At 36.7% G+C, this 26,901-nt stretch carries 18 protein-coding genes; 12 read left to right on the top strand and 6 right to left on the bottom strand.

The genetic code is table 11. The features are described 5' to 3' along the window. Entirely contained in the window at positions 1-1,581 is a 1,581-nt protein-coding gene (locus ACQ5J2_RS00225; protein ID WP_432671687.1) for a hypothetical protein, read from the top strand. A 5-nt stretch (positions 1,582-1,586) separates the two neighbouring features. Continuing rightward, on the top strand, positions 1,587-2,600 hold the full coding sequence (locus ACQ5J2_RS00220) for a glycosyltransferase family 4 protein (RefSeq protein ID WP_432671686.1): 1,014 nt from the start codon (positions 1,587-1,589) through the stop codon (positions 2,598-2,600). A gap of 1,437 nt (positions 2,601-4,037) precedes the next feature. Here ACQ5J2_RS00220 and ACQ5J2_RS00215 read toward each other — a convergent pair. Then, on the bottom strand, positions 4,038-4,445 hold the full coding sequence (locus ACQ5J2_RS00215) for a helix-turn-helix domain-containing protein (RefSeq protein WP_432671685.1): 408 nt from the start codon (positions 4,443-4,445) through the stop codon (positions 4,038-4,040). 889 nt (positions 4,446-5,334) lie between these two features. Between ACQ5J2_RS00215 and ACQ5J2_RS00210 the strand changes: the two genes are divergently transcribed. Then, entirely contained in the window at positions 5,335-6,732 is a 1,398-nt protein-coding gene (locus tag ACQ5J2_RS00210) for an exopolysaccharide biosynthesis polyprenyl glycosylphosphotransferase (protein WP_432671684.1), read from the top strand. Positions 6,733-7,062: 330 nt separating this feature from the next. On the opposite strand, the gene ACQ5J2_RS00205 is transcribed toward ACQ5J2_RS00210, so the two are convergent. Next, positions 7,063-8,181, bottom strand: coding sequence for a DUF4105 domain-containing protein (locus ACQ5J2_RS00205; RefSeq protein WP_432671683.1), 1,119 nt, complete (start codon positions 8,179-8,181; stop codon positions 7,063-7,065). A 17-nt stretch (positions 8,182-8,198) separates the two neighbouring features. Continuing rightward, positions 8,199-9,182: a PorV/PorQ family protein gene (locus ACQ5J2_RS00200; protein WP_432673331.1), complete on the bottom strand. Its 984-nt coding sequence runs from the start codon at positions 9,180-9,182 to the stop codon at positions 8,199-8,201. A gap of 359 nt (positions 9,183-9,541) precedes the next feature. Between ACQ5J2_RS00200 and ACQ5J2_RS00195 the strand changes: the two genes are divergently transcribed. Together ACQ5J2_RS00195 and ACQ5J2_RS00190 are read left to right on the top strand one after the other, a co-directional pair. Beyond that, positions 9,542-10,267, top strand: a complete 726-nt coding sequence (locus tag ACQ5J2_RS00195; RefSeq protein WP_432671682.1) for a CDP-alcohol phosphatidyltransferase family protein — start codon at positions 9,542-9,544, stop codon at positions 10,265-10,267. A gap of 230 nt (positions 10,268-10,497) precedes the next feature. Then, positions 10,498-11,355 carry a glycoside hydrolase family 25 protein gene (locus ACQ5J2_RS00190; RefSeq protein WP_432671681.1) on the top strand — a complete coding sequence of 286 codons (858 nt, stop codon included), beginning with the start codon at positions 10,498-10,500 and terminating at the stop codon, positions 11,353-11,355. A 59-nt stretch (positions 11,356-11,414) separates the two neighbouring features. On the opposite strand, the gene ACQ5J2_RS00185 is transcribed toward ACQ5J2_RS00190, so the two are convergent. Continuing rightward, the gene (locus tag ACQ5J2_RS00185) at positions 11,415-12,248 is read right to left on the bottom strand and encodes an IS3 family transposase (RefSeq protein WP_432673330.1); all 834 of its coding nucleotides are present in this window, start codon (positions 12,246-12,248) and stop codon (positions 11,415-11,417) included. A 26-nt stretch (positions 12,249-12,274) separates the two neighbouring features. Continuing rightward, a complete protein-coding gene (locus ACQ5J2_RS00180; protein WP_432671680.1) occupies positions 12,275-12,673 on the bottom strand; it encodes a transposase in 399 nt (132 codons plus the stop codon). Between the two features lie 208 nt (positions 12,674-12,881). Here ACQ5J2_RS00180 and ACQ5J2_RS00175 point away from each other — a divergent pair, with 208 nt between their 5' ends. The 7 genes from ACQ5J2_RS00175 to ACQ5J2_RS00145 all read left to right on the top strand — a co-directional run bounded on the left by ACQ5J2_RS00175 (position 12,882) and on the right by ACQ5J2_RS00145 (position 26,095). Further along, the gene (locus tag ACQ5J2_RS00175) at positions 12,882-14,018 is read left to right on the top strand and encodes a DegT/DnrJ/EryC1/StrS family aminotransferase (RefSeq protein ID WP_432671679.1); all 1,137 of its coding nucleotides are present in this window, start codon (positions 12,882-12,884) and stop codon (positions 14,016-14,018) included. Positions 14,019-14,109: 91 nt separating this feature from the next. Next, positions 14,110-16,077, top strand: a complete 1,968-nt coding sequence (locus ACQ5J2_RS00170) for a polysaccharide biosynthesis protein (protein ID WP_432671678.1) — start codon at positions 14,110-14,112, stop codon at positions 16,075-16,077. Between the two features lie 53 nt (positions 16,078-16,130). Further along, on the top strand, positions 16,131-16,916 hold the full coding sequence (locus ACQ5J2_RS00165) for a polysaccharide biosynthesis/export family protein (RefSeq protein WP_432671677.1): 786 nt from the start codon (positions 16,131-16,133) through the stop codon (positions 16,914-16,916). Positions 16,917-16,920: 4 nt separating this feature from the next. Beyond that, complete coding sequence (locus ACQ5J2_RS00160) at positions 16,921-19,293, top strand: GumC family protein (protein WP_432671676.1); 2,373 nt, start codon at positions 16,921-16,923, stop codon at positions 19,291-19,293. 218 nt (positions 19,294-19,511) lie between these two features. Next, positions 19,512-23,444 carry a lamin tail domain-containing protein gene (locus tag ACQ5J2_RS00155; protein ID WP_432671675.1) on the top strand — a complete coding sequence of 1,311 codons (3,933 nt, stop codon included), beginning with the start codon at positions 19,512-19,514 and terminating at the stop codon, positions 23,442-23,444. Positions 23,445-23,454: 10 nt separating this feature from the next. Continuing rightward, the gene (locus tag ACQ5J2_RS00150; RefSeq protein WP_432671674.1) at positions 23,455-23,676 is read left to right on the top strand and encodes a hypothetical protein; all 222 of its coding nucleotides are present in this window, start codon (positions 23,455-23,457) and stop codon (positions 23,674-23,676) included. 196 nt (positions 23,677-23,872) lie between these two features. Further along, positions 23,873-26,095, top strand: coding sequence for a hypothetical protein (locus ACQ5J2_RS00145; RefSeq protein WP_432671673.1), 2,223 nt, complete (start codon positions 23,873-23,875; stop codon positions 26,093-26,095). 62 nt (positions 26,096-26,157) lie between these two features. Here ACQ5J2_RS00145 and ACQ5J2_RS00140 read toward each other — a convergent pair whose 3' ends face one another. Then, the gene (locus ACQ5J2_RS00140; protein WP_432671672.1) at positions 26,158-26,892 is read right to left on the bottom strand and encodes a tyrosine-protein phosphatase; all 735 of its coding nucleotides are present in this window, start codon (positions 26,890-26,892) and stop codon (positions 26,158-26,160) included. Positions 26,893-26,901: the final 9 nt, after the last annotated feature.

Here is a 26,901-nt window from a genome sequence, read left to right as displayed (position 1 = left end):
ATGAGTATAAATCAAAAAATTTTTCTTGTATTATTTAATTTGATTTTAGCACTGGGTTTTTACATTGATAATAAAGACGCGCTTTACACTGATTTGTCTTCCGATTCAGCCAACATCATTCCTGTTTGTAAAAAGAAAGATAATCCCCATTTATATAAAAATGACCTGTATCTTGACAATATAAAAGATGTGGAATATTATACACCTTCTTACGTAGAATCATTAAGATTTTTAAGTAAATTTTCTGACGGAGATTATATACAAGCGCAAAATATTTTGGGTTTTTTGAATCATCTTATTCATGGCTTGTTGTGGTTTTACTTTTTTTATACAATCCGCAACGACTATTGGATGGCACTATTAATGATGCTGTTGACTAAAGGAGTTATATGGCCTCCAGGTGCGGAGCTAATCGGAATAACAGAGTTATGGACAATTATGCCACGTACTGTTTATGCGGCCTTATTACCTCTTCCTTATTTGTTATATGTTTATTTAAAACGCTTTAAATTACCAATTGCCGCATTAGTTTTAGGTCTTATTTTGAACTTTCATCCGCTTAGCGGTATAGGGGGTATTATTGGTTATATTGCATTATATGTTTCCTATTTGTACTTTAATGATAAGCTGACTGTTTCCGTTTTTAGAGATTTAGGGATTGTATTGTTTTTTTGTCTTGTGGGAATGTTTCCGTACTTATTGACTTATCTTACTAGTGTAAAAGCGGAACTTGTGTCTCGTCCTGAACTATATCAATTGGCTTTTGATAAACGAATTAATGGTACTTTTAGTAATCCTATCGCTTTTATTAAAGACTGGCATCGAGGCGCATTTTATTTTTATTTTGGAGGTTTCTTATTGTTTTATTTCTATGATACTTCGGGAGGGAAAAAAGTTTTTAAGATGTTACTAGCTGTAGCATTGTGTATTTTTTTATCGGCGAATCTCAGCGTTTACATAGAGCAGCTGGTCAACAAAATATTTAATTTATCCATAAGGATGTCCTTTCAATTGATTCGTTTTCAGAAATTTATATTGGTTGTTTTTCAAATTGCTACTTTTTTGTTCGTGGTTGCGTTTTTATCAAAATATAAAATACGGGATAGATATAAGATGGTCTTATTTGTCACGTTTTATGTTTTATTGCTATTTGCAGATTTAAAACCGTTAAGTTCCTTGCCTTTACTGGGTGATGATATATGCACTACTACGGTGCCCTACACGCTTAAGTTTAGAGAACAGGAAGTGAGTAAAAGAGAGAAAGATTTTAACTTGATGCTCGATTATATCAAAACTAATACGCCTACAGATGCCGTCTTTTATGGGTCTTACTATATTAGAGCTGGAGCAGAGCGCTCAGTAGTGCTAGATAACAAGGGAGCTTCCATGATTATTGAAGGAAATCCTGAAAAATTTTCACAATGGTATTTAGATAGTATGACGTTCAAATCTCTTACTAACAAAGATAAAATTGACTTTTTAAGAATGAAGAAGGTCACTTATATACTCTCAAAAAAAGACGATTGGAATTTTTTAATACCAGTTAAAGTAATTGGGGATACAAAATTGTATAAACTGTAATTTTTATGAAAACGATTCTATACATAGGGAATAAGCTTTCCAAGCATGGATATACTCCCACATCTATAGAGACTTTAGGGCTTTTTTTTGAGAACGAAGGGTATCATCTGTATTATGCTTCAGAAAAAAAAAATCAATTGTTGCGGTTTTTAGACATGGGATGGAGTGTTTTTCGCTATCGTAAAAAAGCAGATTATGTGGTCATCGACACCTACAGTACATTTAGTTTTTGGTATGCGTTTATGGTTAGTCAACTGTGTCGTTTGTTTTCAATAAAGTACATCCCTATACTTAGGGGGGGTAATTTGCCACACCGTATCGCTACTCATCCTAAATTGTCTGGAATGATTTTTAATCATTCTTATAGAAATGTGGTTCCTTCCGGGTATTTAATGGATGCTTTTCAGAAAAGTAATTTTACAAATTTGCTTTATATTCCTAACACTATAGATTTGGGGAATTATCCATTTTTAAGTACGCGTCAAATGGATGTTCCCAAAATGTTATGGGTGCGTTCTTTTGCTTCATTGTATAATCCTAAAATGGCTGTAGAGGTGCTTAAAACATTGCAGGTGGATTATCCAGCAGCAGAATTGTGTATGGTGGGACCAGACAAGGATGGTTTGTTAGAAGAGACTCGTATTTATGCCAAACAGATGAAAGTGGAAGTGACTTTTACGGGGAGGCTTTCTAAAAAAGGGTGGATTAATTTGTCCAAAAAGTATAATGTTTTTATTAATACCACAAGTTTTGACAATACGCCTGTGAGTGTTATTGAAGCGATGTGTTTGGGACTTCCAGTGGTCACTACTAATGTAGGAGGAATTCCGTTTTTATTAGAAGATTATAACACGGCCTTGTTGGTTGACGATAAAGCAGTTGCGCAAATGACTTTAGCCGTAAAAGCGCTGATAGAAGATGAAGTACTTCGAAGTCGAATAGTTAATAACGGCAGAACGTATGTGGAAGGTTTTGACTGGCAGCGGGTTAAAAAACAATGGAAGGATTTGTTGGTTTAGATAATATTGTACGCCTGCTTAGTAATACTCCTTCTTAAGTCCCTTTGACATGCCGATTTCAGCCTCTCTGCGTAAGAATCCAGTTATCATTTATCTAGACTTTATTAGGTACAATTCCTTCACACAAATCGAGTACTAAATCGTGTCTTAATACTCCAGTCTTAATACTTCCATTGCATAAACGTCTTTTACATAAACCGAGTACTAACGTAGGGATTCTGAAATAAATTCAGAATGACAAAAAGAAAAATTGTAAACTGTACATAGTCTAGTATTGTCATGCTGAACTCGTTTCAGCATCTCTGCGTAAGGAAACGTATTTTCTAATACGACCCCATTTCACACTAACATAAGGATTCTAAAATAAATTCAGAAGGTCAAAAGGAAAAACCGTAGACCTTATATAGTCTTGTATTGTCATGCTGAACTCGTTTCAGCATCTCTTCGTAAGGAAACGAATTTTCTAATACGACCCCATTTTACACTAACATAAGGATTCTAAAATAAATTCAGAATGACAAAAAGAAAAATTGTAGACTGTACATAGTCTAGTATTGTCATGCTGAACTCGTTTCAGCATCTCTACGTAAAAACCCAATCTCTCAATCCCAATTCCTAAATTCCAAATCATTAATCCTCAGTCCCAAATCCACCACCTCCTTGTCATGCTGAACTCGTTTCAGCATCTCTGCGTAAGGAAACGAATTTGCTAATATTGCCATTCATACTAACATAAGGATTCTGAAATAAATTCAGAAGGTCAAAAGGAAAAATTGTAGACTTTATATAGTCTTGTATTGCCATGCTGTCGATGTAAAAAGCGCTGCGTCGCTACATTCATTTGTTGTAAAAAAAGGAATTCTGGAAAGGAGACGCTTCCAGAGCGGCAAGCGTGTAGGTAATGTAACCACAAATAACTCCATAAATAGGTACGAAATGCAATCAGTTCCCAAATCCACCCACAATTTTGTCATGCTGAACTCGTTTCAGCATCTCTGCGTAAGGAAACGAATTTGCTAATATTGCCATTCATAATAAAATAGGGATTCTAAAATAAATTCAGAATGACAAAAGGAAAAACTGTAGACCTTATATAGTCTTGTATTGTCATGCTGTCGATGTAAAAAGCGCTGCGTCGCAACATTCAATTGTTGTAAAAAAAGGAATTCTGGAAAGGAGACGCTTCCAGAGTTTCAAATGTATAGGTAATTTGCGTACAGCTCAACCACAAATAGGTACGAAATGCAATCAATTCCAGCGGCTACACCATAAAGAATTCAACCCCTTTACTCTTCTAACCTTCTAACCTTCTAATCTTTTCACCTTTTCACCTTTTCACCTTCTAACCTTTTCACCTTTCAATTTAACCTTCTTTTCTTCCTTCAACCCCAAATATAAGAGTATGCTGCTAAAAGAAAGACCTGATGAAGTTTCCCTTTAGGGAGTAAGCAGTTTTTCAAGCCTTGCCATCATTTCATCCTTCTCCTTCAACATCCGCTCATACAAGGCAATTTTTTCCTCGTGCAATTTAATCAATTGGTCAATTGGATTAATATTTAAAGTTGCATTATGACCGGTATTTACAAAAGCTCCATTATCAAAGGTATTCGAAATAATATTAACCGCCTGCTCCTCATCAAAATTCTGAAACGCCTCCACAGGAATTTTCAATGAACTGGAGATTTGGTTGAGAATATTAGTGTCAATCACCTCTTTCTGCTCCAACATAGAAACCTTCTTTTGGTTCCAGTCCATTCCCAAATCATAAGCCAAAGCTTCCTGCTTGATGCCCAGCATTTCTCTAAAACGCTTCACATTTCTTCCTTGATGTATTTTTTGTTCCATAACAATGTCCATTTTGTGGAGGCCTAAAAACTAAGCCAGTGGGTTAAAAATTTGCATACCAAAGGTAAAAAAAATATCCTGCAAAACACCTCTTTCTAGCAACTAAAATATCCCCAATTGCAATAGATAATCTGTTGCAAAGACACCAACTTGCGAATCAATCTTAAAAACGCAAAAAAAAGGAGAAAAGCACAAAATAACTTTTGTCAAACCTATTGAAACCGCCTTAAAACAACCTTCGCGCCTCAGCGCCTTCGTGGCAAAAACCCAAACCCCATAACCCATAACCCATAAACCATAAACCCATCGCCCATCACTCATAACTTAAAAAAGTAAAAAAGTAAAACAGTAAAACAAACCTTCGCGCCTCAGCGCCTTCGTGGCAAAAAACCATCACCCATAACTTAAAACAGTAAAACAAACCTTCGCGCCTCAGCGCCTTCGTGGCAAAATCTCATACCCATCACCCATCACAAATAGGATACTACAGCAAGTATAGAGCATATATAAAGCATGTATATAGCGTATATAAAGCGTATATATAGCGTGTATGTAGTGTATAAAATACCTATAAAAAGAATAGGAGAAGCAGTCAAAAACGCTAAATACGATTGGTTAACTCATAGAGACTTCCTAATGACATTAAATACCCCCGCTGATGGTAACAAGAGACAAATAAATAAAAACCCACTAAAACCATAGCGCTGTAAAAGCCTAAAGGGGAAGCACAAATGGTGGTGGGCAGTCCAGTAGCGTGAAGATTCGGGGCAACAGTATAAATACCTTTAAGTAAAGTCATTATTGGGAAAGCCCTAAGAAATTTTGATATAAAACCACTTTTATATGTGTTAAATTTCGTTAATTTGCATTTCAAACAGTTACTACAGCCATGACTAACCGCCAAAAAATGCATTTCGAAGTATCCGAACGCAAGATTTTACTCCGTTTGTTTGATCTTGTTTTTGTTTTTGGAGCGCTTCACCTGCTGGGTCTTTTCTTTCATTTTGACTATTTTATAGTTTCGGCAACTCAAAAAACCAACATTGTGGTTTTGAGTATGTATTTGATGTTATTGGGAACCGTGTTTGAAATGTACAACCTTCAAGTAGCTACGAACCAATATCAAATTGTTAAAAGTACGCTCTTGACCGCCACAACTACGGCGATTTTCTACCTCTTGACCCCAATTTTCACGCCTTTATTGCCGAGCAATCGTATACAAATCATCTATTTTTTCCTAGGCGTATTGCTTGGATTGTTGCTTTGGCGCTTGATTTACCAACGCTTATTCGCTTCCCAACGTTTTGAAAAACGGGCTGTTTTAGTTTGTGATTCCCTAGAGTGCGATGGCTTGGTCCTGGCTTTAGAAGAGAGTAATCCGCATTATAACGTGGCCGCTGTTTTTTTACTCGACGGCACCCGAAAAGTGGATTATGTTTCCAAATCGCTGAAAGAGCAAGACACACAGCTCGATTTAGTGCGGTATGTCCATACCAATTCCATATCCGAAATTGTAGTAGCCTCCAACCACAAAGGCGGTATTACGTCGGGACTCTACCACCAAATCTTAATTTTACTCGAATACGGTTTTAATATTCGAGAGTACACGCAAGTATACGAAAGCAATACGTACCGCATTCCGATACAGCATTTCGACACCGATTTTTACCGTTATTTTCCCTTCAGCCGCAGCAACAGGAACCGCTTGTATTTGTACCTCGTTCGGATATTTGAGGTCGTATTTTCACTAATTGGCATGGCATTCGGTTTAGTGCTAGTGCCCTTTATTCTTCTGGGCAACTTAATTACCAGCAGGGGCCCGCTGTTTTATACACAAACGCGGGTAGGCAGGCATGGGATTCCTTTTGAAATTCATAAGTTCCGTACGATGCGTGTCAATGCCGAAAAAGATGGAGCAGTGATGTCCACCATTGGAGATTCACGTATTACACCAATGGGAAAAATCATGCGTAAAACCCGTATCGATGAGTTTCCGCAGTTTATTAATATTTTAAAAGGAGAGATGGGCTTTATTGGTCCACGACCGGAACGTCCGCATTTTGTAGCTGAATTGGCTGCTGTAATGCCTTTTTACGAAACACGTCACGTCATTAAACCGGGTTTAACGGGCTGGGCTCAGGTGAATTATTCCTACGGTGAAACGTTAGAGGATAGTTTGATTAAGTTGCAATATGATCTGTATTATATCAAGCACCGAAGTATTTTTTTAGATTTTAATATTGTTATTAAGACGTTTAGTACGGTTTTGTTTTATAGGGGGCAGTAGGTTTTTTTGTTGTATTTTGTAGAATGTATAATGTAGAATGTATGGTGTAGAATGTATACTGTATGGTGTAGAACGTATACTGTAAATTGTATGGAGTAGAATGTTTTGTGTAATGTATATTGTAAATTATCTTCCGAATAGCTAATGGGATGAGCATTTGTATCTAAGAATACTTTTTATAATTCTTTATTGGAACTAAAACCGAGATTGGTTCGTCAGTTCGCTGAAAAGCTCGGTTTCTCCTTCGTCGAAATGACAAATTAAATAGGTAATCTGGCTTCCGATTTTTAATAGCCCCTTTTCTGTTTTCTATACTCTTTATTCTTTTCTCTATTTTCTTTGCTTTTCTCTTCCCAAATATAAGATTAGCCCTCTAATCAAAAGCACCGCATTTGCGACCATAAACGGCCAAACGATTACAAGGTGGACTTTATTGATCATGTACAGCAGGTAAATTACTAGTGATGCTAAAGCAATAAAACTGGACCACATAAAAGCAGTACGTTTATGGGTTGCTCTGAAGTAGGCTACTAGTAAAAGCACAGGATTAAAAAGTAAGACGTTGTAGTTCCACGCAATTTCTTTGTGAAAGGAGTAGAAGCCTACGAGGCAAAAGAAAATGCCGAGTATCCCTATGAGTATAAAGTAGCTGTGGGTTACTACGCTGTTGTTGATTACTACAATTAGTGTTAAGAAAAACAGTAGGGTATACATAGAATCCCACCACACTTTTTGCGGAATCCGAGTGGCTTCAAACAATGTTTTTGTTTCGGAAACTAGCGGCTTGTCTTTGTATTCGGTGTGGGCTAAGTTGTTTTTAAGGTCGAAAGGCAGGAATATTTTGGTGGCTTGCTGGTCGGTTTTTGCGCCAAAAATTAGGTTGATGCCTAACTTTTGAAAGAACTGGTTTTCGGCATACGGATACAGAACTTCTCTGTAGGTCAAATCGGAAACGTCGTGTTTGTAGACAACTTCTTTTTGCAGGACGTCGTTGATGACATCGGCTACTTTGGTGGTGCAGTTTCGGTCGATGAATTTATAGGTATAAAATTTATCATCCCCCGAAATGGATTTTTCTAATTCGGTTATCAAGGCCAACTTCTTATAAGTTGAAAGATCCAGCGTCTGCTCATAAATCGAGCGGTTTTCGTAGTGGTAATTGTCTTCAAAATCGGCATACGGGTAGGCTCCGGCAAAGTACTGCATGTCGCCTTTTATAAAACGAAGTATGAAATTGGGTGTTCGGAAATCAAACATTCCGTAATTGTACACGCGGTCTATTCCTCTGAAATCGTCTTTTATCCGAATGGCAGTGTGGCCGTATAAGGAATGCGATTCATCGGCAACCCCTACAGTTAGGACGCTGACTTGGATGGTGTCGTCGGGATTGGCTTGCGCCAAAATATTTTGGATACAAAAGAAGACGAACAGGAGGTATACCTTTTTCATAAGAAGCAGTAAAAGTTTTATCGGAAGATGCCTAAATCAATTTTCAACGAAAAGATATTGGAATACAATGCGGCACTTTGGTCGCCTAAATCGGTTAGTGCATAGTCAATTTGAATGCCTTTGTACTTGAAACCTACACCAATATTGGGTTGGAATCCTACTTGTTGCGAACCGTCTAGTTGCGTGATGTTTTGGAAATTGCCCACTCCAGTTCTAAAAAAAACCAAATCGGTATAACCAACTTCAAAACCCAAAGCAGGGTCAATGCTTACAAAGCTAGTTGAAATTATATCATTGGTTTGTGCAAAACGCATGTTGAGGTTGGTGGCTGCTAAAAGGCTCATGTCGTTGTGAAACTCCCATTTCTTTGCGATTCCCAATTGGGCTTTTGGCAGGGTTATTTCGGTGCTTTCGGGCAGCTCTTGGTTTTCTCCGGGAATGGCGTTGGAAATCTTCGCATATTCGTCTTCGTCGATGTTCCAAATATTGTAGGTTGTAGTGATGTCTCTAAGCATCAATCCAAATTTCCAATCATCGCGTTCAAATTGCAATCCCACATCAAAACCGAAACCCCACGAGTTTGCGAAATCACCAATTACTCTTCGAATGACTTTGGCATTCACACCGTATTGAAATCCAGGAACGGGTAATTTTCGAGCATAAGAAAAGGTAAATGCATAATCGGCTGCTGAAAACAACTTGATACGATTATAGTCGATGTTGCCTTGTCCATCAATTAATTCGGTGGTATTGAGGATGTCATCGACTCCAAAACGGATGAACGAAATGGCATAGGCACTACGGTCGTCAATAGGTTTGGCGTAAGCGGCATAGTCGTACTGGGCAATATTGGCAAAATAGCTGGCATGCATCAGTGCGCCTTGGTGGTCTTCTAAATGCACCAATCCGGCAGGATTCCAGTAGGCAGAATTTACATCGGTTGTACTTGCTACTACGGTATTGGACATTCCCAAAGCGGCAGCGTCCACGCCAATATTCATGAATTCATTAGAATACTTTCGTACCGCCTGACTGTAGGAAGTAATGCTGATCAGTAAAAGGGTGAATAATAAGGGGTTTTTCAAAAGCCTGTATTTAGCAAAATTAATTGAGCGTGTAAAAATATAAAAATTTTTTGGGTTATGAGTTTTTAGTTGTGGGTTATGAGTGATGGGTGATTGGGATTAAAAAGGTTAAACGTTTAGAAGGTTAAAAGTTTAAAAGGGTGTTGGCTCTTAGTACTTTTGCCTTGGCTCTTCTAACTTTTACAAACTAAAATCGTGTTGAATTAAAATCTCTTGTAAAAACGTGTATCTCTTTCAGTTATTGTATTAAATTTGTTTTTCAAAAATGGTAGTACATGAATATTAAAAAACACATTCCGAATCTGATTACGTTGCTGAATTTATTTTCGGGTTGCATTGCCTTGATTTATGCGGTTAATATGAATTTCGAAATGGCCTTCTTCTTTGTCAGTTTGGGTATTTTCTTAGACTTCTTTGACGGTTTTTTTGCTCGTTTGTTTAAAGTTTCCAGTCCGCTGGGCTTGCAATTGGATTCGCTAGCGGATATGGTTACGAGTGGATTGGTTCCGGGTGCTGTGATGTTTTTGATGTTAAATAACTATACGTTGGCGCCGGACAACTGGATTGCCTATTTGGGCTTTATTATCACTTTAGGCTCTTGCTACCGTCTTGCAAATTTTAATATTGACACCCGACAAACGGATTCGTTCATCGGGCTTCCAACACCAGCCAATACGCTTTTAATATTGAGTTTGCCGCTGGTTTTGCAGCATACAAACCAAGACATTATTCGTACATTATTAGAAAACCAATGGTTTTTATTGGCAATCACTGTCTTTAGTGCTTTTATTTTGAATGCTGAAATTCCTTTATTTTCTTTAAAAATAAAAGAATTTAACTTTGCTAAGAATAAATTGCAAATCATTTTTCTGGCTAGTGCAGTAGCGCTTTTGGTTGCTTTTCAGTTTTTAGGGATTCCATTGGTGATTATTTTGTATGTTTTGCTTTCTGTTTTGAATAATAGAGAAGTGAGAAAAAAGAGTATAGAAAAAAGAGTATAGAAGCTGCAGAAAGAAGTAGTAAGTATTAAGATGTGAGGAATGAGTGATGAGTAATGAGTGATGAGTAATGAGTGATGGGTGATGGGTGATGGGTGATGGGTTTGGGAGGAATCTTTACCCACGACCCACAACCCACAACTCACATCCCATAACCCACATTCCATAACTCACAGCCCCCAACTCACAATCCACAACTCACAACCCACAACTCTTGACACCGAACTATAACAATGAAATCTCCACCAAGAAAACGCACTGTTCCTCGGAAATCTAAAAAGAAGTCTTCGTTCATGGGAAAGTTGCGACCGGTTTTGACTGGATTTTTGGTGTTGTTTATTATTTTCGCAGTGGGGTATCATTACCGCAACGGTTTAGCGTATTACTTGGGATACAAATCGGATAAAGTTTTGAAAAAAAATGCGGAAAAACAGCGTCTTTCAGATGTTCGAAATTATCAAATCTTGACTAAGTTTGAATTTAACCCCGTAGGTATTGATGTTTCTGAATACCAAGGAACGATTGTTTGGGATTCTGTTCGGGTAATTGAAAATCGTTTCCCCATTCGATTCGTATTTGTTCGTGCTACTGTTGGCATGGACCGACCTGATAAGAAGTTTGCTGAGAATTGGCATGCGTTACATACGAAAAGTTTTGTCCGGGGTGCTTATCATTATTACCGTCCCAACGAGAATTCTACTCAACAAGCGGAATTGTTTATTAAGAATGTGGTACTTAAAAAAGGCGATTTGCCTCCCGTTCTTGATATCGAACAATTGCCCACAAAACAATCCCTTAAGCAGCTGAAAGTGGGACTTAAAAACTGGTTGCAGTTGGTTGAAGCGCATTACGGTATTAAACCTGTGGTGTATTCTGGTGCAAATTTCTATACTCAATTTCTCAAAGAAGACTTTCAAGGCTATACGTTTTGGATTGCCAATTACAATTTCTTTGTTGAAAATATGCAATCGGATTGGCGGTTTTGGCAATTTACTGAGAAAGCAAGTATTTTGGGAATAGAGGGCTCGGTGGATGTCAATATTTTTAACGGTACGGAAGCTGAGTTGCAATCGCTTACTTTGGGGAGGTAGCGAAGCGTATTTAGACTTGAGGATTGACGGATTGAGATGTGAGTGATGCCAATCCCTGATTAGTGTTGACCGATTTCTATAAATTTATCGTAATCAAAAATAGTAAATATAGGTCTCGAATAATCTTTATTTTCATACCATTTATTTTCAAACTGCACAGGTGATATTTTTCCGATATTATTATGCGGTCTTCTATTATTGTATTGATTTACAGCTTTGTAAAGCTTGTTTTTTAATTCTACATATGTTTTAGGTTTCCAGTGGTTTAAATATTCTTCTTTTATCGTTTTGTTTATTCGCTCTGCATAAGCATTATCTTGTGCAGAAAGCGCCATACTAATTTCGCACCCGCTATCCTTCAAGAGCTTAATATATTGACCATAAATATATTGTCCTCCTCTGTCGGAATGGTGAATCATTGGCGCTTCATTATTAGTTAATGCCATTTGCAAGGCGTTCATATTTGCTGTGGCTCTCATGTGATTTGATACTTCATAACCAACAATTTTCTTGGTATACACGTCTATAATAAATACTGCATAATAAAATTTATCTCCTACATCGATATATGTAATGTCAGATTGCCAAACCATTGATGGAGCATAAATGGACATTGACTGTATTAAATTTGGATAATACACATTTGTTGCAAATGTGGTTCTTCGATAGTTTTTACTTCGCTTTATCCTAAATCCTAATTCCATAAAAGCTTCAACAAATCGATCTCTTCCAATAAAGCCAGGCCTTAATGTATCAAACATTTTTTCAACACCACAGCCAGGATGTTCTTTTCGTAATTCCTCGGCTTCAAGAAGTAAATGGTTCATTTTCTTATCAAAAACTAGTTGACGTTTCTGATGTTGATTTACTGCTTGTTTGCTAATATTTAACACTTTAAACAATTGATTCAAAGGAAAACTTATTTTCTTTTGATTGTTTTTGAACCAGCTGATTGTTGTGTGTTTGAATTTTTTTTTATATCAATTTTTAGCTCGTCATTAGCTATATCAATCATCTTCTCTAAATAATCAATTTTGATTTGTTTTTGACCCACGGCTTGTTCAAGTTCCTTGATCTTGCGTTCAAGCTCTTTCATCTTGTCAACACTACTATCTTTCATTTCTACAATTCTAAACCCTTTTTCGTTAAAAGTAGAAAATTTATAAATCCAATTGTAAACACTATTGTTTTTAACACCGTAAAGTTTTTCTATTTGCAGAACACTTAATTTTCCACTTTCAAAAATGGAGACTATCTCTCTTTTAAATTCTTCCGAGTAGCTTCTTCGTTTGCGTAATTGTTTTAAATTTGCTTTCATATAATTTGACTTTTGTGGTCAACTTATATCAGGGAAGGACATGATGCGTTATACTCATTACCCATAACTCATAACTCATCAATCACCCATTACCATTACTCATCACCCAACACCCCAAAACCCATCACCCAAATTCCTACACTAAGGCAAAAAAAGTTATTGGTTTTTCGTTCAAAATCGTACATTTGCACGAAATAATTAAAAAAGCATGCAAGATAAAATTTGGTTATCCTCGCCTCACATGGGCGGTAACGAACAACAGTTTGTAAAAGAAGCTTTTGATGCCAACTGGGTAGCGCCTTTGGGTCCGAATGTTAATGGTTTTGAAAGTGATTTGAAAAATTATTTAGGCAATGCTGTCGAGGTAGCTGCTTTAAGTTCAGGAACTGCTGCTTTGCATTTAGGCTTAATTATTTTAGGCGTTCAAGCGGGTGATGAGGTACTTTGTCAGAGTATGACTTTTTCTGCTTCTGCCAATCCCATCCGTTATCAAGGCGCAATTCCCGTATTTATTGATAGCGAAAAAGAAACTTGGAATTTATGTCCTCTTGCTTTAGAAAAAGCCATTAAAGACCGTATTGAAAAAGGTAAAAAGCCCAAAGCCATTATTGCGGTACATTTATATGGGATGCCTTATCAAGTTGACGCGGTACACGGGATAGCTGAAAAGTATGGCATTCCTGTTTTAGAAGATAGTGCTGAAGCATTAGGTAGTTTTTATAAAGGCATTCCGTGTGGTACTTTTGGAACCATTGGCGTTTTATCTTTTAATGGAAATAAAATTATTACTACTTCCGGAGGAGGCGCTTTAGTTGCCCATTCTCAAGAAACGAAAGATAAGGCGATATTTTTGTCTACCCAAGCGCGTGATGCCGCTCCCCATTACCAGCATTCAGAAATAGGTTATAATTACCGGATGAGTAACATTTGTGCCGGAATAGGTAGAGGTCAGATGCAAGTTTTGGATAAGCATGTGGGGTACCGTCGTGCGATGCATGATTTTTACAAGCAACTTTTTCAAGACTATCCTGCAGTACGTTTGTTTACTGAGCCCAATGACGCTTATACATCGAATCATTGGTTGTCGGCAATTACTATAGATGCTGATCAGGCAAACGGCAAAACGGCCGAACAATTGCGGTTGTATTTAGATCAATTTAATATTGAAAGTCGGCCTTTATGGAAGCCGATGCATTTGCAGCCTGTATTTGAATCCTTTCCTTATTACGGAGGAACAGTAGCTCAGGATTTATTTGAAAATGGATTGTGTTTGCCTTCCGGTTCCAACTTGACCGATGCGGATCGAAACCGTATCGCTGAGGCTGTTCATCAATTTTTTAAGTAGTTTCGTGTGTTAATTAATGGTTTTAAAAAACTAATTACAAAAAGAATTTATTGATTCTGTACTTTTGTAAAAATCGCTATAATCTCCACCTGTGCCAATACCCGATGCCAATTCGCTTTACTTTAGACTGAAAATACTCAGCAATCGCTTGCGGAATTTTGGAAACTTAAATAACTTAGGTTACTTGCCGCGTTGGATTATTTTAATGATTGACATTACGATAGTGTTTGTAAGTGCATTGCTGGTTTACTGGATGGTGTGGAGTATGGGCTTACAGTTTTTTGATGTTCAGTTCACTAGCTATGTCATTCCTACTTATGTTTTAGTTAATTTATTTTTCTTCTGGTTATTTCGTACCTATTCTGGAATTATTCGGCATTCGTCCTTTATTGATGCAATCAAATTAGGGTTTGCTACCTTTTCGACATTGGTTATTTTGTTACTGATAAATTACACGGTGTTACTTATACACGGCGATAAAATCTTTATGAATACAGGATTGCTTATCAATTTTGTAATTTCATTTGCCACTCTTTTCGTATATAGAATACTAGTAAAACAAACATTTGAACGTTATTTTTCTGAAAACACTAGCGAGGACTTGATGCGAGCGCTTATTTATGGTTCGGATGAAAATGCGATTGCTGTGGCCAATGCTTTAATGGCAGAACGTCCAAAACGGTTTAAAATAGTAGGTTTTGTCGACAAACATCAAGAAAACACGGCCAAGCGAATTTTAAATTTACCTATTATAAGTTTGCGCAAGCGCGTGCCTGTATTGATGCGATCTGTAGATGCGGAAATTCTTATTATTGCTGACAAAAGTTTGACTAAGGAAGAAAAACTAACTATTGTGGATGAATGCTTGGAATTCAACTACAAAGTATATACAGTCCCATTAATATCAGATTGGGAAGATCAACGCAACATTGCTAAACGCATAAAAACGTTCCAGATTCAAGATTTACTTGAACGTCAACCGATTGTATTGGATAGTCAATCTATTTCGGACCAATTGAACGACAAAGTGGTTATGGTAACAGGCGCTGCTGGATCTATTGGTAGCGAAATTGTGCGGCAGATTATTGCTTTTCGTCCTCAACTGGTCTTGATGATTGATCAAGCGGAAACGCCTTTACATAATCTATCTTTAGAGATTGCCAATCTCAATTTAAACGTGGAAGTAATACCGGTAATTTCAGATGTTTGCAAGCGTGATGCTATGCAGCATATATTTGAAAAATACCGTCCAACGGTAGTGTTTCATGCGGCAGCTTATAAGCATGTGCCTTTGATGGAACAAAATCCTGCTCAAGCTGTTTTTGTTAATGTACTTGGAACTAAAAATATTGCTGACTTGGCTTGTCTTTACAATGCAGAATCTTTTGTAATGGTCTCCACTGATAAAGCGGTTAACCCAAGTAATGTTATGGGTGCTAGCAAACGCATTGCTGAGAAATATGTACAAGGTCTGCATCATAAAAACAGAGTGGAACATGGTGGTTGTCCTACTAGATTTATTACTACCCGTTTTGGAAATGTTTTGGGGTCCAATGGTTCTGTAGTTCCTTTATTTACGGAACAAATTGCAAAAGGAGGTCCAATTACGATTACCCACCCTGACATTATTCGTTATTTTATGACCATACCCGAGGCGTGTCAACTCGTTTTGGAGGCTGGAGCGATGGGTAATGGAGGAGAAGTGTATATTTTTGATATGGGGAAACCTGTTAAGATTATTGATCTTGCTCATAAAATGATTCGTCTGGCGGGTTATATTCCCAACGTTGAAATTAAAGTTAAAATTGTAGGCCTACGACCAGGTGAGAAATTATACGAAGAGCTTTTGAACGATACTGCAAAAACATTGCCGACGCATCATGAAAAAATCATGATTGCTCAAGAGCCCATGGATGATTTTGAACAGTTAAATAGTGCTATGGACGATTTAATAGCAGAAGCCAATAATTATTCCGTAAATGAAATTGTAATAAAAATGAAAGAAATAGTACCAGAATTTATTAGTATGAATTCTGATTTTGTACTGTTGGATAAATAAATAACTTTATGTTCAGAAGATAAAGAATACCATCTGAACTTTAAAAAACAACTATGGCAAAAAAAATAGTGCTTTTACTGATAGTGATTTTAGGAATTACATCATGTGTGCCCCGAAAGGAACTGCAATATTATAGAGGTGTCGAAAACCTTTCCAAACAAGAAGCTACTAATTACGAACCGATTTTAAAGCAAGATGATTTGCTGATGATTGTTGTATTGGCACCCACACCTGAACTGGCTGCTGATTTTAATTTGGCAGCTTTCGGAGTAATCGGAGACGGTGGTGCTTTTTTGGGACGTCCTGATTCTGTAAATTCCCAAATGCGATATCAGTCTTACTTAATTGATAACAAAGGTTTTATTGAATTTCCTGTTTTAGGCAGCATTCAGCTGGGAGGTTTGACCCGTACCGAAGCATTGGATTTGTTGAAAACTAAATTGAAAGCCTACATCAATGAGCCTATTGTTAGTTTACGTATACTTAACTTTAAAGTAACAGTACAAGGAGAAGTAGCACGTCCTGGAACATTCACCACTAGTACGGAACGAATCACATTGCCAGAAGCGCTCTCCATGGCCGGTGATTTGACCATTTATGGAAAAAGGGACAATGTATTGATTATTCGGGAAATTGATGGTAAAAAAGAATCTCATTCTATTGATATGACGAAATCGGATTTTATAAACTCCCCTTATTATTATTTATCGCAAAATGATGTTGTGTATGTTGAGCCTAATAAAACTAAGATGAATAGTGCAGCTGTTGGTCCCAATATCAGCATTATCTTAAGTTCCGTATCCTTACTTATTACCATAATCGCCCTTTTAATTCGTTAATACTATGCAAGAAAACAACTGGAACTTACAAACGGATTCGGAAGATAATTTTAATATTAAGCAACAACTTGAGCGGTATATTATCCATTATAAATGGTTTTTACTGAGTGTTATTGTATTTGTTATTGGTGCTTTTCTGTATTTGCGCTACTCCACTCCACAGTACAATATTGTGGCGAGTGTATTGATAAAGGATGATAAAAAGGGAGGATTGGCTTCTGAATTGGGAAGCTTTGCTGATTTAGCGGGTTTAGGAGGTGTGAAAAGTAACGTGGATAATGAGCTTGAAATTTTGAAATCAAGGACATTAGTTGAAAAAACAGTTACTGATTTATCACTAAATATATCTTATTATTTAGAGGGTCGCATTAAGTCCGGTGAATTATATAAGGATAGCTCTATAAAAGTTCAGTTTTATGATAAAGCAGTTGACTTTGACAAGAAGGACACTATTTTTATGGTTCATCCCATTTCGCATTTAAAATTTAATTTGGAAAATTCCGAAGGTGTTGTTTTGGGGCAGTATAAATATGGGTCAAGTATTCAGCTTCCTTATGCTAAAATGATGGTTTTGCAAAATCAAGAGAAAATTAGTCAACGAATGACCCCTGTTTTGATTCGTTTAACGCGAATGGAGCGGATTACTAATCGCTATTTAGCAAAATTACAAGTAAATCCGGTCAATAAGACGTCGAGTGTCTTGACACTTTCAATTGTGGAGCCTGTAAAAGAATTGGGAGAAGATTTCTTAAACAGGTTAATTGAAAATTATAATAATGATGCTCTAAATGATAAAAATTTGGTAGCAAAAAACACGGAAGCTTTTATAAACGAGCGTCTAGTGTTGTTAACAGATGAATTAGAAACAGTAGAAGGCGATATTGAATCCTTCAAAAAGGAAAATCGTGTGACCGATATTGTATCGGAAGCGCAGGCCTTTTTATCCTCTGCTACGGATTATCAGAAAGATTATTTGAAAATACAGACTAAGAAACGAATTGTAGATGATGTGATTACCATGATTGACAAGTCTACCAACACGGACTTAATTCCTGCCAATTTAATTCCAGATGAAGGAAACACGTCCGGATTAATTGAGCAATATAATTTGATGGTGTTGAACAAGAAGCGATTGCTAACCAATGCAACTCCAGCCAATCCTACCATTCAAAACCTTGATCAACAGTTGACAGGATTGCGTCAAAGTATCAAGAAAAGTTTGACTAATTTAGAAAATGCTTTGGTGATTAATGAGCGTGATTTAAAACGGCAAGGTGCTATTTTAGGAGGCAAAATTGGTGAGATTCCTACTCAAGAACGTGAGGCTCGAGTTATTGGTCGTAAACAAGAAGTAAAAGAAGCCTTATACTTATACCTCTTGCAGAAGCGTGAAGAAAATGCGATTGCATTAAAAGTAACTGCTCCAAATTCAAAAATTATAGATCAAGCCTATGCAAACCCTGCTCCTGTGGCACCTAAGTCAAAAATAATTTATTTAGGAGCATTGATTCTAGGGTTATTGGTTCCGTTTGGAATTATTTATATCTATGATTTATTGGATACTAAAATTAAGTCACGTGCTGATGTTGAAGGCAAAATCTCCGTTCCCTTTATTGGTGATGTGCCTCGATCAGAATCAAATGATGAATTAATTAGTGCTAATAGTCGATCGAGTTCTGCGGAAGCCATGCGAATTATTCGCACCAATTTGGACTTTATTGTTAATCAGGTCCCTGACGGTGTAGCTAAGACTATTTTTATGACCTCTACTTTTCCAAAAGAAGGTAAGACATTTGTGTCTGTCAACTTAGCAGGTACGTTTGCTTTGTCCGGTAAAAAAGTATTGTTAATAGGTTTTGACATTAGAAATCCAAAACTGGATGAATATATGAATTTGCCCAACCGTGGAGTTACTAATTACCTATCTACTAAAGACGCCGATTTGCATAATTTTATTTGTAGGCAAGAAGGGTATGAACATTTTGATGTGCTACCTGCAGGTATAATACCACCCAATCCAGCAGAGTTGTTAATGAGTACCAAAATAGAAACGATGTTTGCTATTTTGAAAAAAGAGTACGACTACATTATTGTAGATACTGCCCCTGTAAGTTTAGTTACTGATACTTTATTAATAGCGAAGCACGCCGATGCGTTTATATATGTAATGCGGGCTAATTATCTTGATAAACGAATGCTTCAAGTGCCGGAAAAACTGTATAGAGAGAAAAAATTACCTAATATGACCATTCTTCTTAATGATACGGATGTAACAAAAGGATACGGATATGGTTACGGCTACGGTTATGGTTATGGTGTGGATGTTGTTGAAGAGCCCTGGTATAAAAAGTTGTTTACTTATAAAAAGAAGTCGTAAGACTTCTTTTTTTTTGACCTTTAAAAAATTAATAGTTGTATCTCACACCCATCTGTAAGTCATTTATCCTCTAGAGAAAGTGTATAATGTGGTTTAACCTAAATAAATTATTAACAAATTATTAATTCAACTTCATGCCCTTAGACGGTTGTGAAAAAAATGTCTATCTTTGTTATTGGATGTTATTAATCTGAAAATCAAACTTAAATATAGAAAACATGAATAAAAAAAATTACTCTAGTTTAACGTTTATTAAAAACGTATTCCCGCTGTTCTTGATGCTGCTCTTTGTAAATGTCGGGTGGGGACAGTATTCTGGTACTGGAACATTTAATAAAATTACCAATGTGGCTGACGTTACTGACGGATATTATGTAATTGTAGATGAAACAGATGGTTTTGCGATGAACAACGCGCATAATGGTACTTATTTAGGTAAAACAGAGGTTTCGCCAAGTGCCAATTCCCTTAGTAATCCTACTGCAGATATCGTTTGGAAAATTGAAACTAATGGATTAGGAAAGACTATTTATAATGAAAGTTCTACTAAATATGTGTCCTATACAGGAAGTAGCAATAATGTTCAAATTGTTGACGCTGTTGTTGCTAACAATCAGCGATGGATTATTACGTATGCTTCATCAGTTTTTGAATTTAAAAATAGTGCTTTAACAACAAGGTTTTTACAGTATAATACATCAAGCCCTCGATTTGCCTGTTATACCGGTAGTCAAAAGGATATACTTTTATACAAATTAACAGCCCCGGCAAATACAGTTCCAACAGTTACTGATGTTGCAATCACGGGATTGCCCAATACAGGAGTTGAATTAATGGGTAGTTACGTTTATAGTGATGTTGAAGAAGATGTCGATGCTTCTACTTTTCAATGGTATATGGCAGATGACGCATTAGGTTCTAATCAGTTGGCTATTGCTGGAGCTACAGATGTAAATTATACGTTAACGGCTACTGAATTAGGAAAATATATTCAATTGGGTGTCTTAGCAGGTGCTGCTACAGGAACTACGCCTGGAGTCGAAGTTTATAGTCCATGGATTGGGCCAGTCAATACGGCAGGAACACCCGTTTTGAATGCAGGTTTACTAGAAGATTTTGCTTCAACTTGTTTAAGCACGACCACTTCAGCAAATAGTTTCACTTTGATGGGTAACAATTTAGAAAGTAATGTGGTTGTAAATGCTTTACCAGGATTTACTTTCTCCCTTTCTGAAAACGGGACCTACACAGCAACACTAACAATAGCTCCTTTTTTTGAAGAGCTTTCTGTTGATGTGTATGTGAAATTCACACCTACAGCAGCACAGTCTTATGATGGAATGATTTCAATAACTGGTGGTGGAGCATCTGCATTAGACGTGTCGGTTGTTGCCTCTGGAATTAATACACCAGCAAGTGCTACTACCGATTTACCTTTTGGAATTACTTCTTCGGCAGCTACTGTTACAGGAAGTTTAACAGAAGGCTGTTCTGTAGTAACAGATTATGGCTTTGAGTACAGTACTACCGAAAATTTTGTTGAGGGAACAGGAACAAGTGCTTCTGCAAGTAACCTAAATGCAGGTAATTTTACCGTATCGTTGTCTGGATTACAATCGAACACAACCTACTACTACAAAGCGTATGCAACAGATGGAATAGGAGTGGTTTATGGAGCTCAGAGTTCGTTTATGACTACGTCTATTGAAACGCCTACCGCTAATGCGGGAACTGCTGTCAATGCATCAGGTTTCACAGCAAATTGGGATGCCGTTGCGGGAGCGACTGCTTACGAATTGGATGTTTATGAAGTTGTTCCGGGCACAAATGCTACGAACTTGATTCTATCAGAATACGGTGAAGGAAGTGGAGGAAATAAAAAATATATCGAAATTTTTAATGGAACAGGAGCTGATGTAGATTTGGCAAATTATGAAATTTGGGGAATTTCAAACGGAGGGACTTGGCCTGAGTCGACTATTTCTCTAACAGGGACTTTATTAAATAACGCAACTTATGTAATTGCTAATAATGCAAGCGATGTTTTAGGAGCAACCTTATATACCACCTCTTTAAATTATAATGGAGATGACGCCGTAGGGCTTGCATGGAATGGAGGAACGGGAACAACCTTTACTTTGATCGATGCTGTTGGAGAAGAAGGCCCAGATCCTGGATCAGGATGGAGTGTTGCAGGAACAAATAATGCAACCGTAGATAAGATTTTAATAAGAAAAGCAGATGTTACTTCGCCTACAACCAATTGGGCCACTTCCGCAGGAACTACAGTGGAAGATTCTCAATGGATTGTTTCTTCCTTTACGTATAATAGTACGGCAAACACAACTAATTTAGGTTCTCATTCTTTTTCTGGAGGATCGAGTGCTGCTCTTGTTGTTGACGGACAAAATGTAGGAAATGTGACTTCATATGATGTTACAGGTCTAAATTCAGGTAGTGAATATTTTTACGTAGTTCGTGCAATTGATGCTAACTCCACTTCAGAAAGCTCCACTGAAATTTCTGTAACCACATTAGAAGCGGCTACTACTTATGAAAATGGTGTTTGGTCTAATGGAGTTCCAACAGCGAATATAAATGCTTTTACTGTTTCAAACTTTACTACAACAGTAGATTTGGAGGCAAAATCATTAACCGTTACTTCTGGAATTTTCACTGTTGCGACCGGAACTACTTTAACAGTTACTAATGCAATTGTAAACAACTCTTCTATGGAAGGAGTTGATACTTTTGTAGTACAAAATGATGCATTTGTAGTACAAACTTCTGATGTATCTAATACTGGAATGTTTGTCGTGAAACGCAATTCGTCTAACTTATTCCGTCAAGATTACACTTTATGGTCTTCTCCTGTAACGGGACAAAACTTGCGTAGCTTTTCGCCAGAGACTTTATTCAATCGTTTCTCTTCTTATGATACTGCCGCAGGAACGAACGGTGATTACCAACAAGAATTATTTACTGCAGAGGATGTTACTACTAAACAGTTTGAAATTGGTAAAGGTTACCTGATACGTATGCCTAACAACTGGGTATTGAATGAAAATTCAAATGAAGCACAGTCTTACCTTGGTAGTTTTAGAGGTAATTTAAATAATGGAGATTTAGGTCTTGCGCTTTCTGGAGCAAATACTAAATTTAATTTGGTAGGTAATCCTTACCCTTCGCCTATTTCTATAAGCGCGTTTTTCGCGGGTAATCCAGATATTGAGCAAACTTTATATTTTTGGAGAAAAACAAATGGTGTAGCGGGAAGTGGGTATGCGACTTCTACAGGTTTAGGATTGACAAGTGCTCAGCCAGATGTAAATGGCACAAGCATGGACAATACAATTAAACCAGGTCAAGGATTTTTAATTCAAAACAAAACTGCAACTACATTGAATTTTACTAATTCAATGCGAAGTAACACTAGTGGCACTTTATTCTTAAAATCATCTAATGAAACTCCAGCAGAATTAAACCGTTTTTGGTTGAATTTATCTGATGCAAATAATGTAGTAGGACAAACCTTGGTAGGATACGCTACTGGAGCTACTCAAGGTGTAGATAGTGGTTTGGATGCTGTTTATTTTAACGACAGTCCATTAGCTTTAACCTCTGTAATTGAGAACAATGAGTACGTCATTCAAGGAAGAAGTTTGCCTTTTGTTGACACAGATGTTGTACAATTGGGATTTAAGTCGGATATTGCCGCAGAATTTACGATTGCCTTAGCTAATTTTGACGGATTATTTGCAGCTGATCAAGCTATTTATCTGAAAGATAATTTAACGGGTACTTTGCAGAATTTGAAATTGGCAGGGTACACATTTACTACTCCGATTGGAGTTTTTAATGACCGTTTTGAAGTGCAATTTACCAACAGTACACTAGGAACAGATGTTCCGGTTCTGGCAGAGAATAGTATTTTGATAGGTGTTAAAAACCAACAAATCACAATAAATTCGGGAACTGTAATTATCGAAAAAGTAGAATTAATTGATGTAAGTGGAAGAGTTATTTATACACAAGAAGCCGTAAACGCGTCTAGAACGACTCTTAAAAATGTAGTGTCCACTAATCAAATGCTAATCGTTCGTATAAATACTAAAGAGAATAATATAGTAAATCAGAAAATAATATTTTAAATTAGAAACTATGAAATTAAGTAAATTAACAAAAGCCATTTTAACATTAGTATTTTTCTTCGCCGTAACGGGAGTATCTGCACAATTTCCTGAGGATCCAGATCCTGTGGTAGATCCAGAAGAAGCACCTTTAGATCCAGCACCAATTAGCGACTATCTTTTGCCAATGTTGGTAGTAGGAGTTGCAACTGCTTTTGTTTTATTAAAGAAAAAAGCGCCTGCAACGGTTTAAATATCAAGAATTAATCTATTTATTTTTTATAGCCTTCTCAGTAATGAGAAGGCTTTTTTTACAGGTATATTTTTAGATGCAATGTCAATAGCATTATTTTAACGAAGTTGCCTTAACACTTTATTAACTCTATTAAAAAAGATATATATTTACTTTTTATCTAACACTCAGTAATTAAAATTAAACGAAATCTCAAATGAAAATAAAAGAATCTTTTTATTTACTATGTTCAAGTAAGGTAGTATTGTTGTTTATGCTGCTTGTTTTTACAAATATTTTGGGATATAGCAACAGTAATTTGTCATCAGGATCCAAGTTAAGTAGTAGAAATGGAGTTGCGAATTTAAATTTTACCGAATCACATTCATCCGAACAAGACTTTGAATTGCACCGTTTCTGGTTGAATTTAAAATATGGAAGTACGGCAGTAGGACAGACGCTTATTGGGTATGTTACGGGGGCGACCCAAGGAGTTGATAGTGGTATTGACGCATTGTATTTCAATGACAGTGCACTAGCGTTAACGTCACTCATTAACAACAACGAATACATTATCCAGGGAAGAAGCGTGCCTTTTCTCAATACAGATGTTGTGCGGCTTGGATTTAAAACAGATGTTGCGGGAAGTTTTACGATTGCATTAGCTAACTTTGATGGATTGTTTTTATCCAGTCAAGCTATTTTCTTGAAAGATAAGGTAACAGGAACGCTGCAAAATTTGAAAGTATCCCATTATACTTTTACCTCGCAAATAGGCGTTTTTAACGAGCGTTTTGAAATTCACTTCAAGAATGACATTACCACTTATGAAAACGGTTCGTGGGACAATGGAATTCCCACTATTGAAATGCATGCCGTGATTTTAGACGACTTTATTACTTCTACCGATTTAGTTACGAATTCTTTGACCATCAAACCAGGAACTTTTTTTACCGTAGCTTCAGGAACTACATTAACAGTAGAAAATGCAATAAATAATGAAGCCGGCGTCGATTATTTTGTAATTGAAAATAACGGGACGCTTCTGCAAAACTCTAGTATTCCTAGTACCGCTCTAGCTACCGTAAAGCGCAATTCTTATGATCTGTTTCGGCAAGATTATACGTTGTGGTCGTCACCGGTTTTTGAACCCAATTTGCGAAATTTTTCTCCCGCCACTTTATTCAATCGTTTCTCGACGTATGATTTTGACACTTCCGTGAATGGGTCTTACAAACAAGAAATTTTTACGAATGCGGATGTACTTCACAAGAAGTTTCTTTTGGCAAAAGGGTATCTAATTCGCATGCCAAATAACTCAACTCCATATGCTGTTGATGCAACACCGCAATTTTACCCAGGCGTTTTTAAGGGAATATTAAATAATGGTGCAATTACGATTCCGCTTTATGGAATTGTACCATCTGTTAGTAATGGATTAAATTTGGTAGGAAACCCGTATCCATCTGCTATTTCAATTCCCTCGTTTTTTGCAGCAAATCCTACTCTTGCAACCACCTTATATTTCTGGAGAAAACAAGCAAGTACTGATCCTCTATACACAGGTGTAAGCGGTTATGCCACTTATACTTCTATGGGATTTGTGAGTGCAGATGTAAATATCAATACGATAACTCCAACGGATATTCAAACAGGTCAAGGATTTTTTGTGGTAGCCAATTCTGCCGTTCCTGGAGATTTAATTTTTAATAATGAAATGCGAACGAATGGAGCAGCTACTTTCTTTAAGTCGAGCACTGAAACTGCCGAAATGCACCGTCTCTGGTTGAATTTATCACACGTCACTGAAATTGTAGGACAAACCTTAATTGGCTATAAAATTGGTGCTACAGAAGATGCGGATAATGGAATTGATGCATTATATTTCAACGATGGTGTTATCGCATTGACCTCTTTGATTGGAAATAAGGAATATATCATTCAAGGGCGAAGCCTGCCTTTTGTTGATACAGATGTTGTGCCGTTAGGGTTTAAAACCAATGTTACAGGAAGTTATACGATTTCGCTTGCTGATTTTGATGGATTGTTCGCAGAAAATCAAAACATCTTCTTAAAAGATAATTTAACGGCGGTTTTACATAATTTGAAATTATCAGCTTATACCTTTACTACTCAATTAGGATTATTTAATGAACGTTTTGAAGTGCATTATAGCAGCACGCTAGGTACAACAGATTCAGAATTTGTAAAAAATAGTATTTTAATTGCAGTGCATAATCAAAATATTACCATCAATGCGGGTTCCGTTATTATGGATAAAATTGAACTGATTGACGCTGCCGGAAGAGTTATATATACAGAAGAAGGTGTAAATGATTCTAAGATAACGCTTCAAAATATACTAGCTACTAATCAATTTTTGCTTGTGCGGATTTATACAAAAGACCATACAATCGTACATCAAAAGATATTATTTTAAATGCTTTGTTGTCTAATTACAGAAGTAGAAAATTTCAAATTCACAAAATGCTTTACCTGTGATTAGTGTTTGAAAAAACTACTATTTGCAATACACTCTTGTAAAGGTTTGATGTCTTTCAATAGCACTTTCCCTTCAAAGGAATCAATGTGTTTTTGATGGTGCGTATCTGAGCTTGCAAAATCAATCAGTCCTTGCGCTAATAATTTTTGAGCTGTTTTGGCAACGTTTTCGCCATAATAACCCACCACTGATAATAAATTGAGTTGAAATAGGCAACCGGCTTTTTTTAGTTTTTGATATTCATCAAAATTGTGGTGGTAAAAATTATACCGTTCCGGATGAGCCAAAACGGGCCTGTAGCCTGCTACTTGTAAATCAAATAAAATATCGTACAGCTGAATTGGCGCATTGATATAGGACATTTCTACTAAAACATAATTTTCTTTCAATGTCAATAACTTTTGCTTTTTGAACAATTGCACAAAATTGTCGTCCATCAAGTACTCTGCAGCTGCATGAAATGAAATGTCAATTCCTTCCTCGAGCAAAAGTGCGTTCACCTCGTTTTTACGCTCGATAATACCTTCAGAGGTATTGTCCCAAACATGTTGCATGATGTGCGGCGTCGTGATGATTTGTTTAATTCCAAAGTTCATCAAGGACTTGGTAAGATGAAGCGTTTCTTGAAATGTTTTTGCTCCATCGTCAATTCCAAACAGCAAATGCGAATGGAAATCAACATGATCGCTGGGAATCAAATCTTTTAAAATGTTTTTTTTACTAAAAAATAGCATGGCGTATAT

Source organism: Flavobacterium sp. SM2513, assembly GCF_050908145.1.
Taxonomy (GTDB): Bacteria; Bacteroidota; Bacteroidia; order Flavobacteriales; family Flavobacteriaceae; genus Flavobacterium.
The sequence above is the reverse complement of the archived record's forward strand: the minus strand, read 5'-3'. Positions and strand labels throughout refer to the sequence as shown.

Excerpts from the sequence above, each read along its gene's own strand:
- ACQ5J2_RS00175 (WP_432671679.1), top strand. The coding sequence starts at position 12,882 with ATGCAAGATAAAATTTGGTTATCCTCGCCTCACATGGGCGGTAACGAA.
- ACQ5J2_RS00215 (WP_432671685.1), bottom strand. The coding sequence starts at position 4,445 with ATGGAACAAAAAATACATCAAGGAAGAAATGTGAAGCGTTTTAGAGAA.
- ACQ5J2_RS00200 (WP_432673331.1), bottom strand. The coding sequence starts at position 9,182 with ATGAATATTGGCGTGGACGCTGCCGCTTTGGGAATGTCCAATACCGTA.
- ACQ5J2_RS00210 (WP_432671684.1), top strand. The coding sequence starts at position 5,335 with ATGACTAACCGCCAAAAAATGCATTTCGAAGTATCCGAACGCAAGATT.
- ACQ5J2_RS00190 (WP_432671681.1), top strand. The coding sequence starts at position 10,498 with ATGAAATCTCCACCAAGAAAACGCACTGTTCCTCGGAAATCTAAAAAG.
- ACQ5J2_RS00220 (WP_432671686.1), top strand. The coding sequence starts at position 1,587 with ATGAAAACGATTCTATACATAGGGAATAAGCTTTCCAAGCATGGATAT.
- ACQ5J2_RS00205 (WP_432671683.1), bottom strand. The coding sequence starts at position 8,181 with ATGAAAAAGGTATACCTCCTGTTCGTCTTCTTTTGTATCCAAAATATT.
- ACQ5J2_RS00225 (WP_432671687.1), top strand. The coding sequence starts at position 1 with ATGAGTATAAATCAAAAAATTTTTCTTGTATTATTTAATTTGATTTTA.
- ACQ5J2_RS00140 (WP_432671672.1), bottom strand. The coding sequence starts at position 26,892 with ATGCTATTTTTTAGTAAAAAAAACATTTTAAAAGATTTGATTCCCAGC.
- ACQ5J2_RS00145 (WP_432671673.1), top strand. The coding sequence starts at position 23,873 with ATGAAAATAAAAGAATCTTTTTATTTACTATGTTCAAGTAAGGTAGTA.
- ACQ5J2_RS00150 (WP_432671674.1), top strand. The coding sequence starts at position 23,455 with ATGAAATTAAGTAAATTAACAAAAGCCATTTTAACATTAGTATTTTTC.
- ACQ5J2_RS00165 (WP_432671677.1), top strand. The coding sequence starts at position 16,131 with ATGGCAAAAAAAATAGTGCTTTTACTGATAGTGATTTTAGGAATTACA.
- ACQ5J2_RS00160 (WP_432671676.1), top strand. The coding sequence starts at position 16,921 with ATGCAAGAAAACAACTGGAACTTACAAACGGATTCGGAAGATAATTTT.
- ACQ5J2_RS00195 (WP_432671682.1), top strand. The coding sequence starts at position 9,542 with ATGAATATTAAAAAACACATTCCGAATCTGATTACGTTGCTGAATTTA.
- ACQ5J2_RS00155 (WP_432671675.1), top strand. The coding sequence starts at position 19,512 with ATGAATAAAAAAAATTACTCTAGTTTAACGTTTATTAAAAACGTATTC.
- ACQ5J2_RS00180 (WP_432671680.1), bottom strand. The coding sequence starts at position 12,673 with ATGAAAGCAAATTTAAAACAATTACGCAAACGAAGAAGCTACTCGGAA.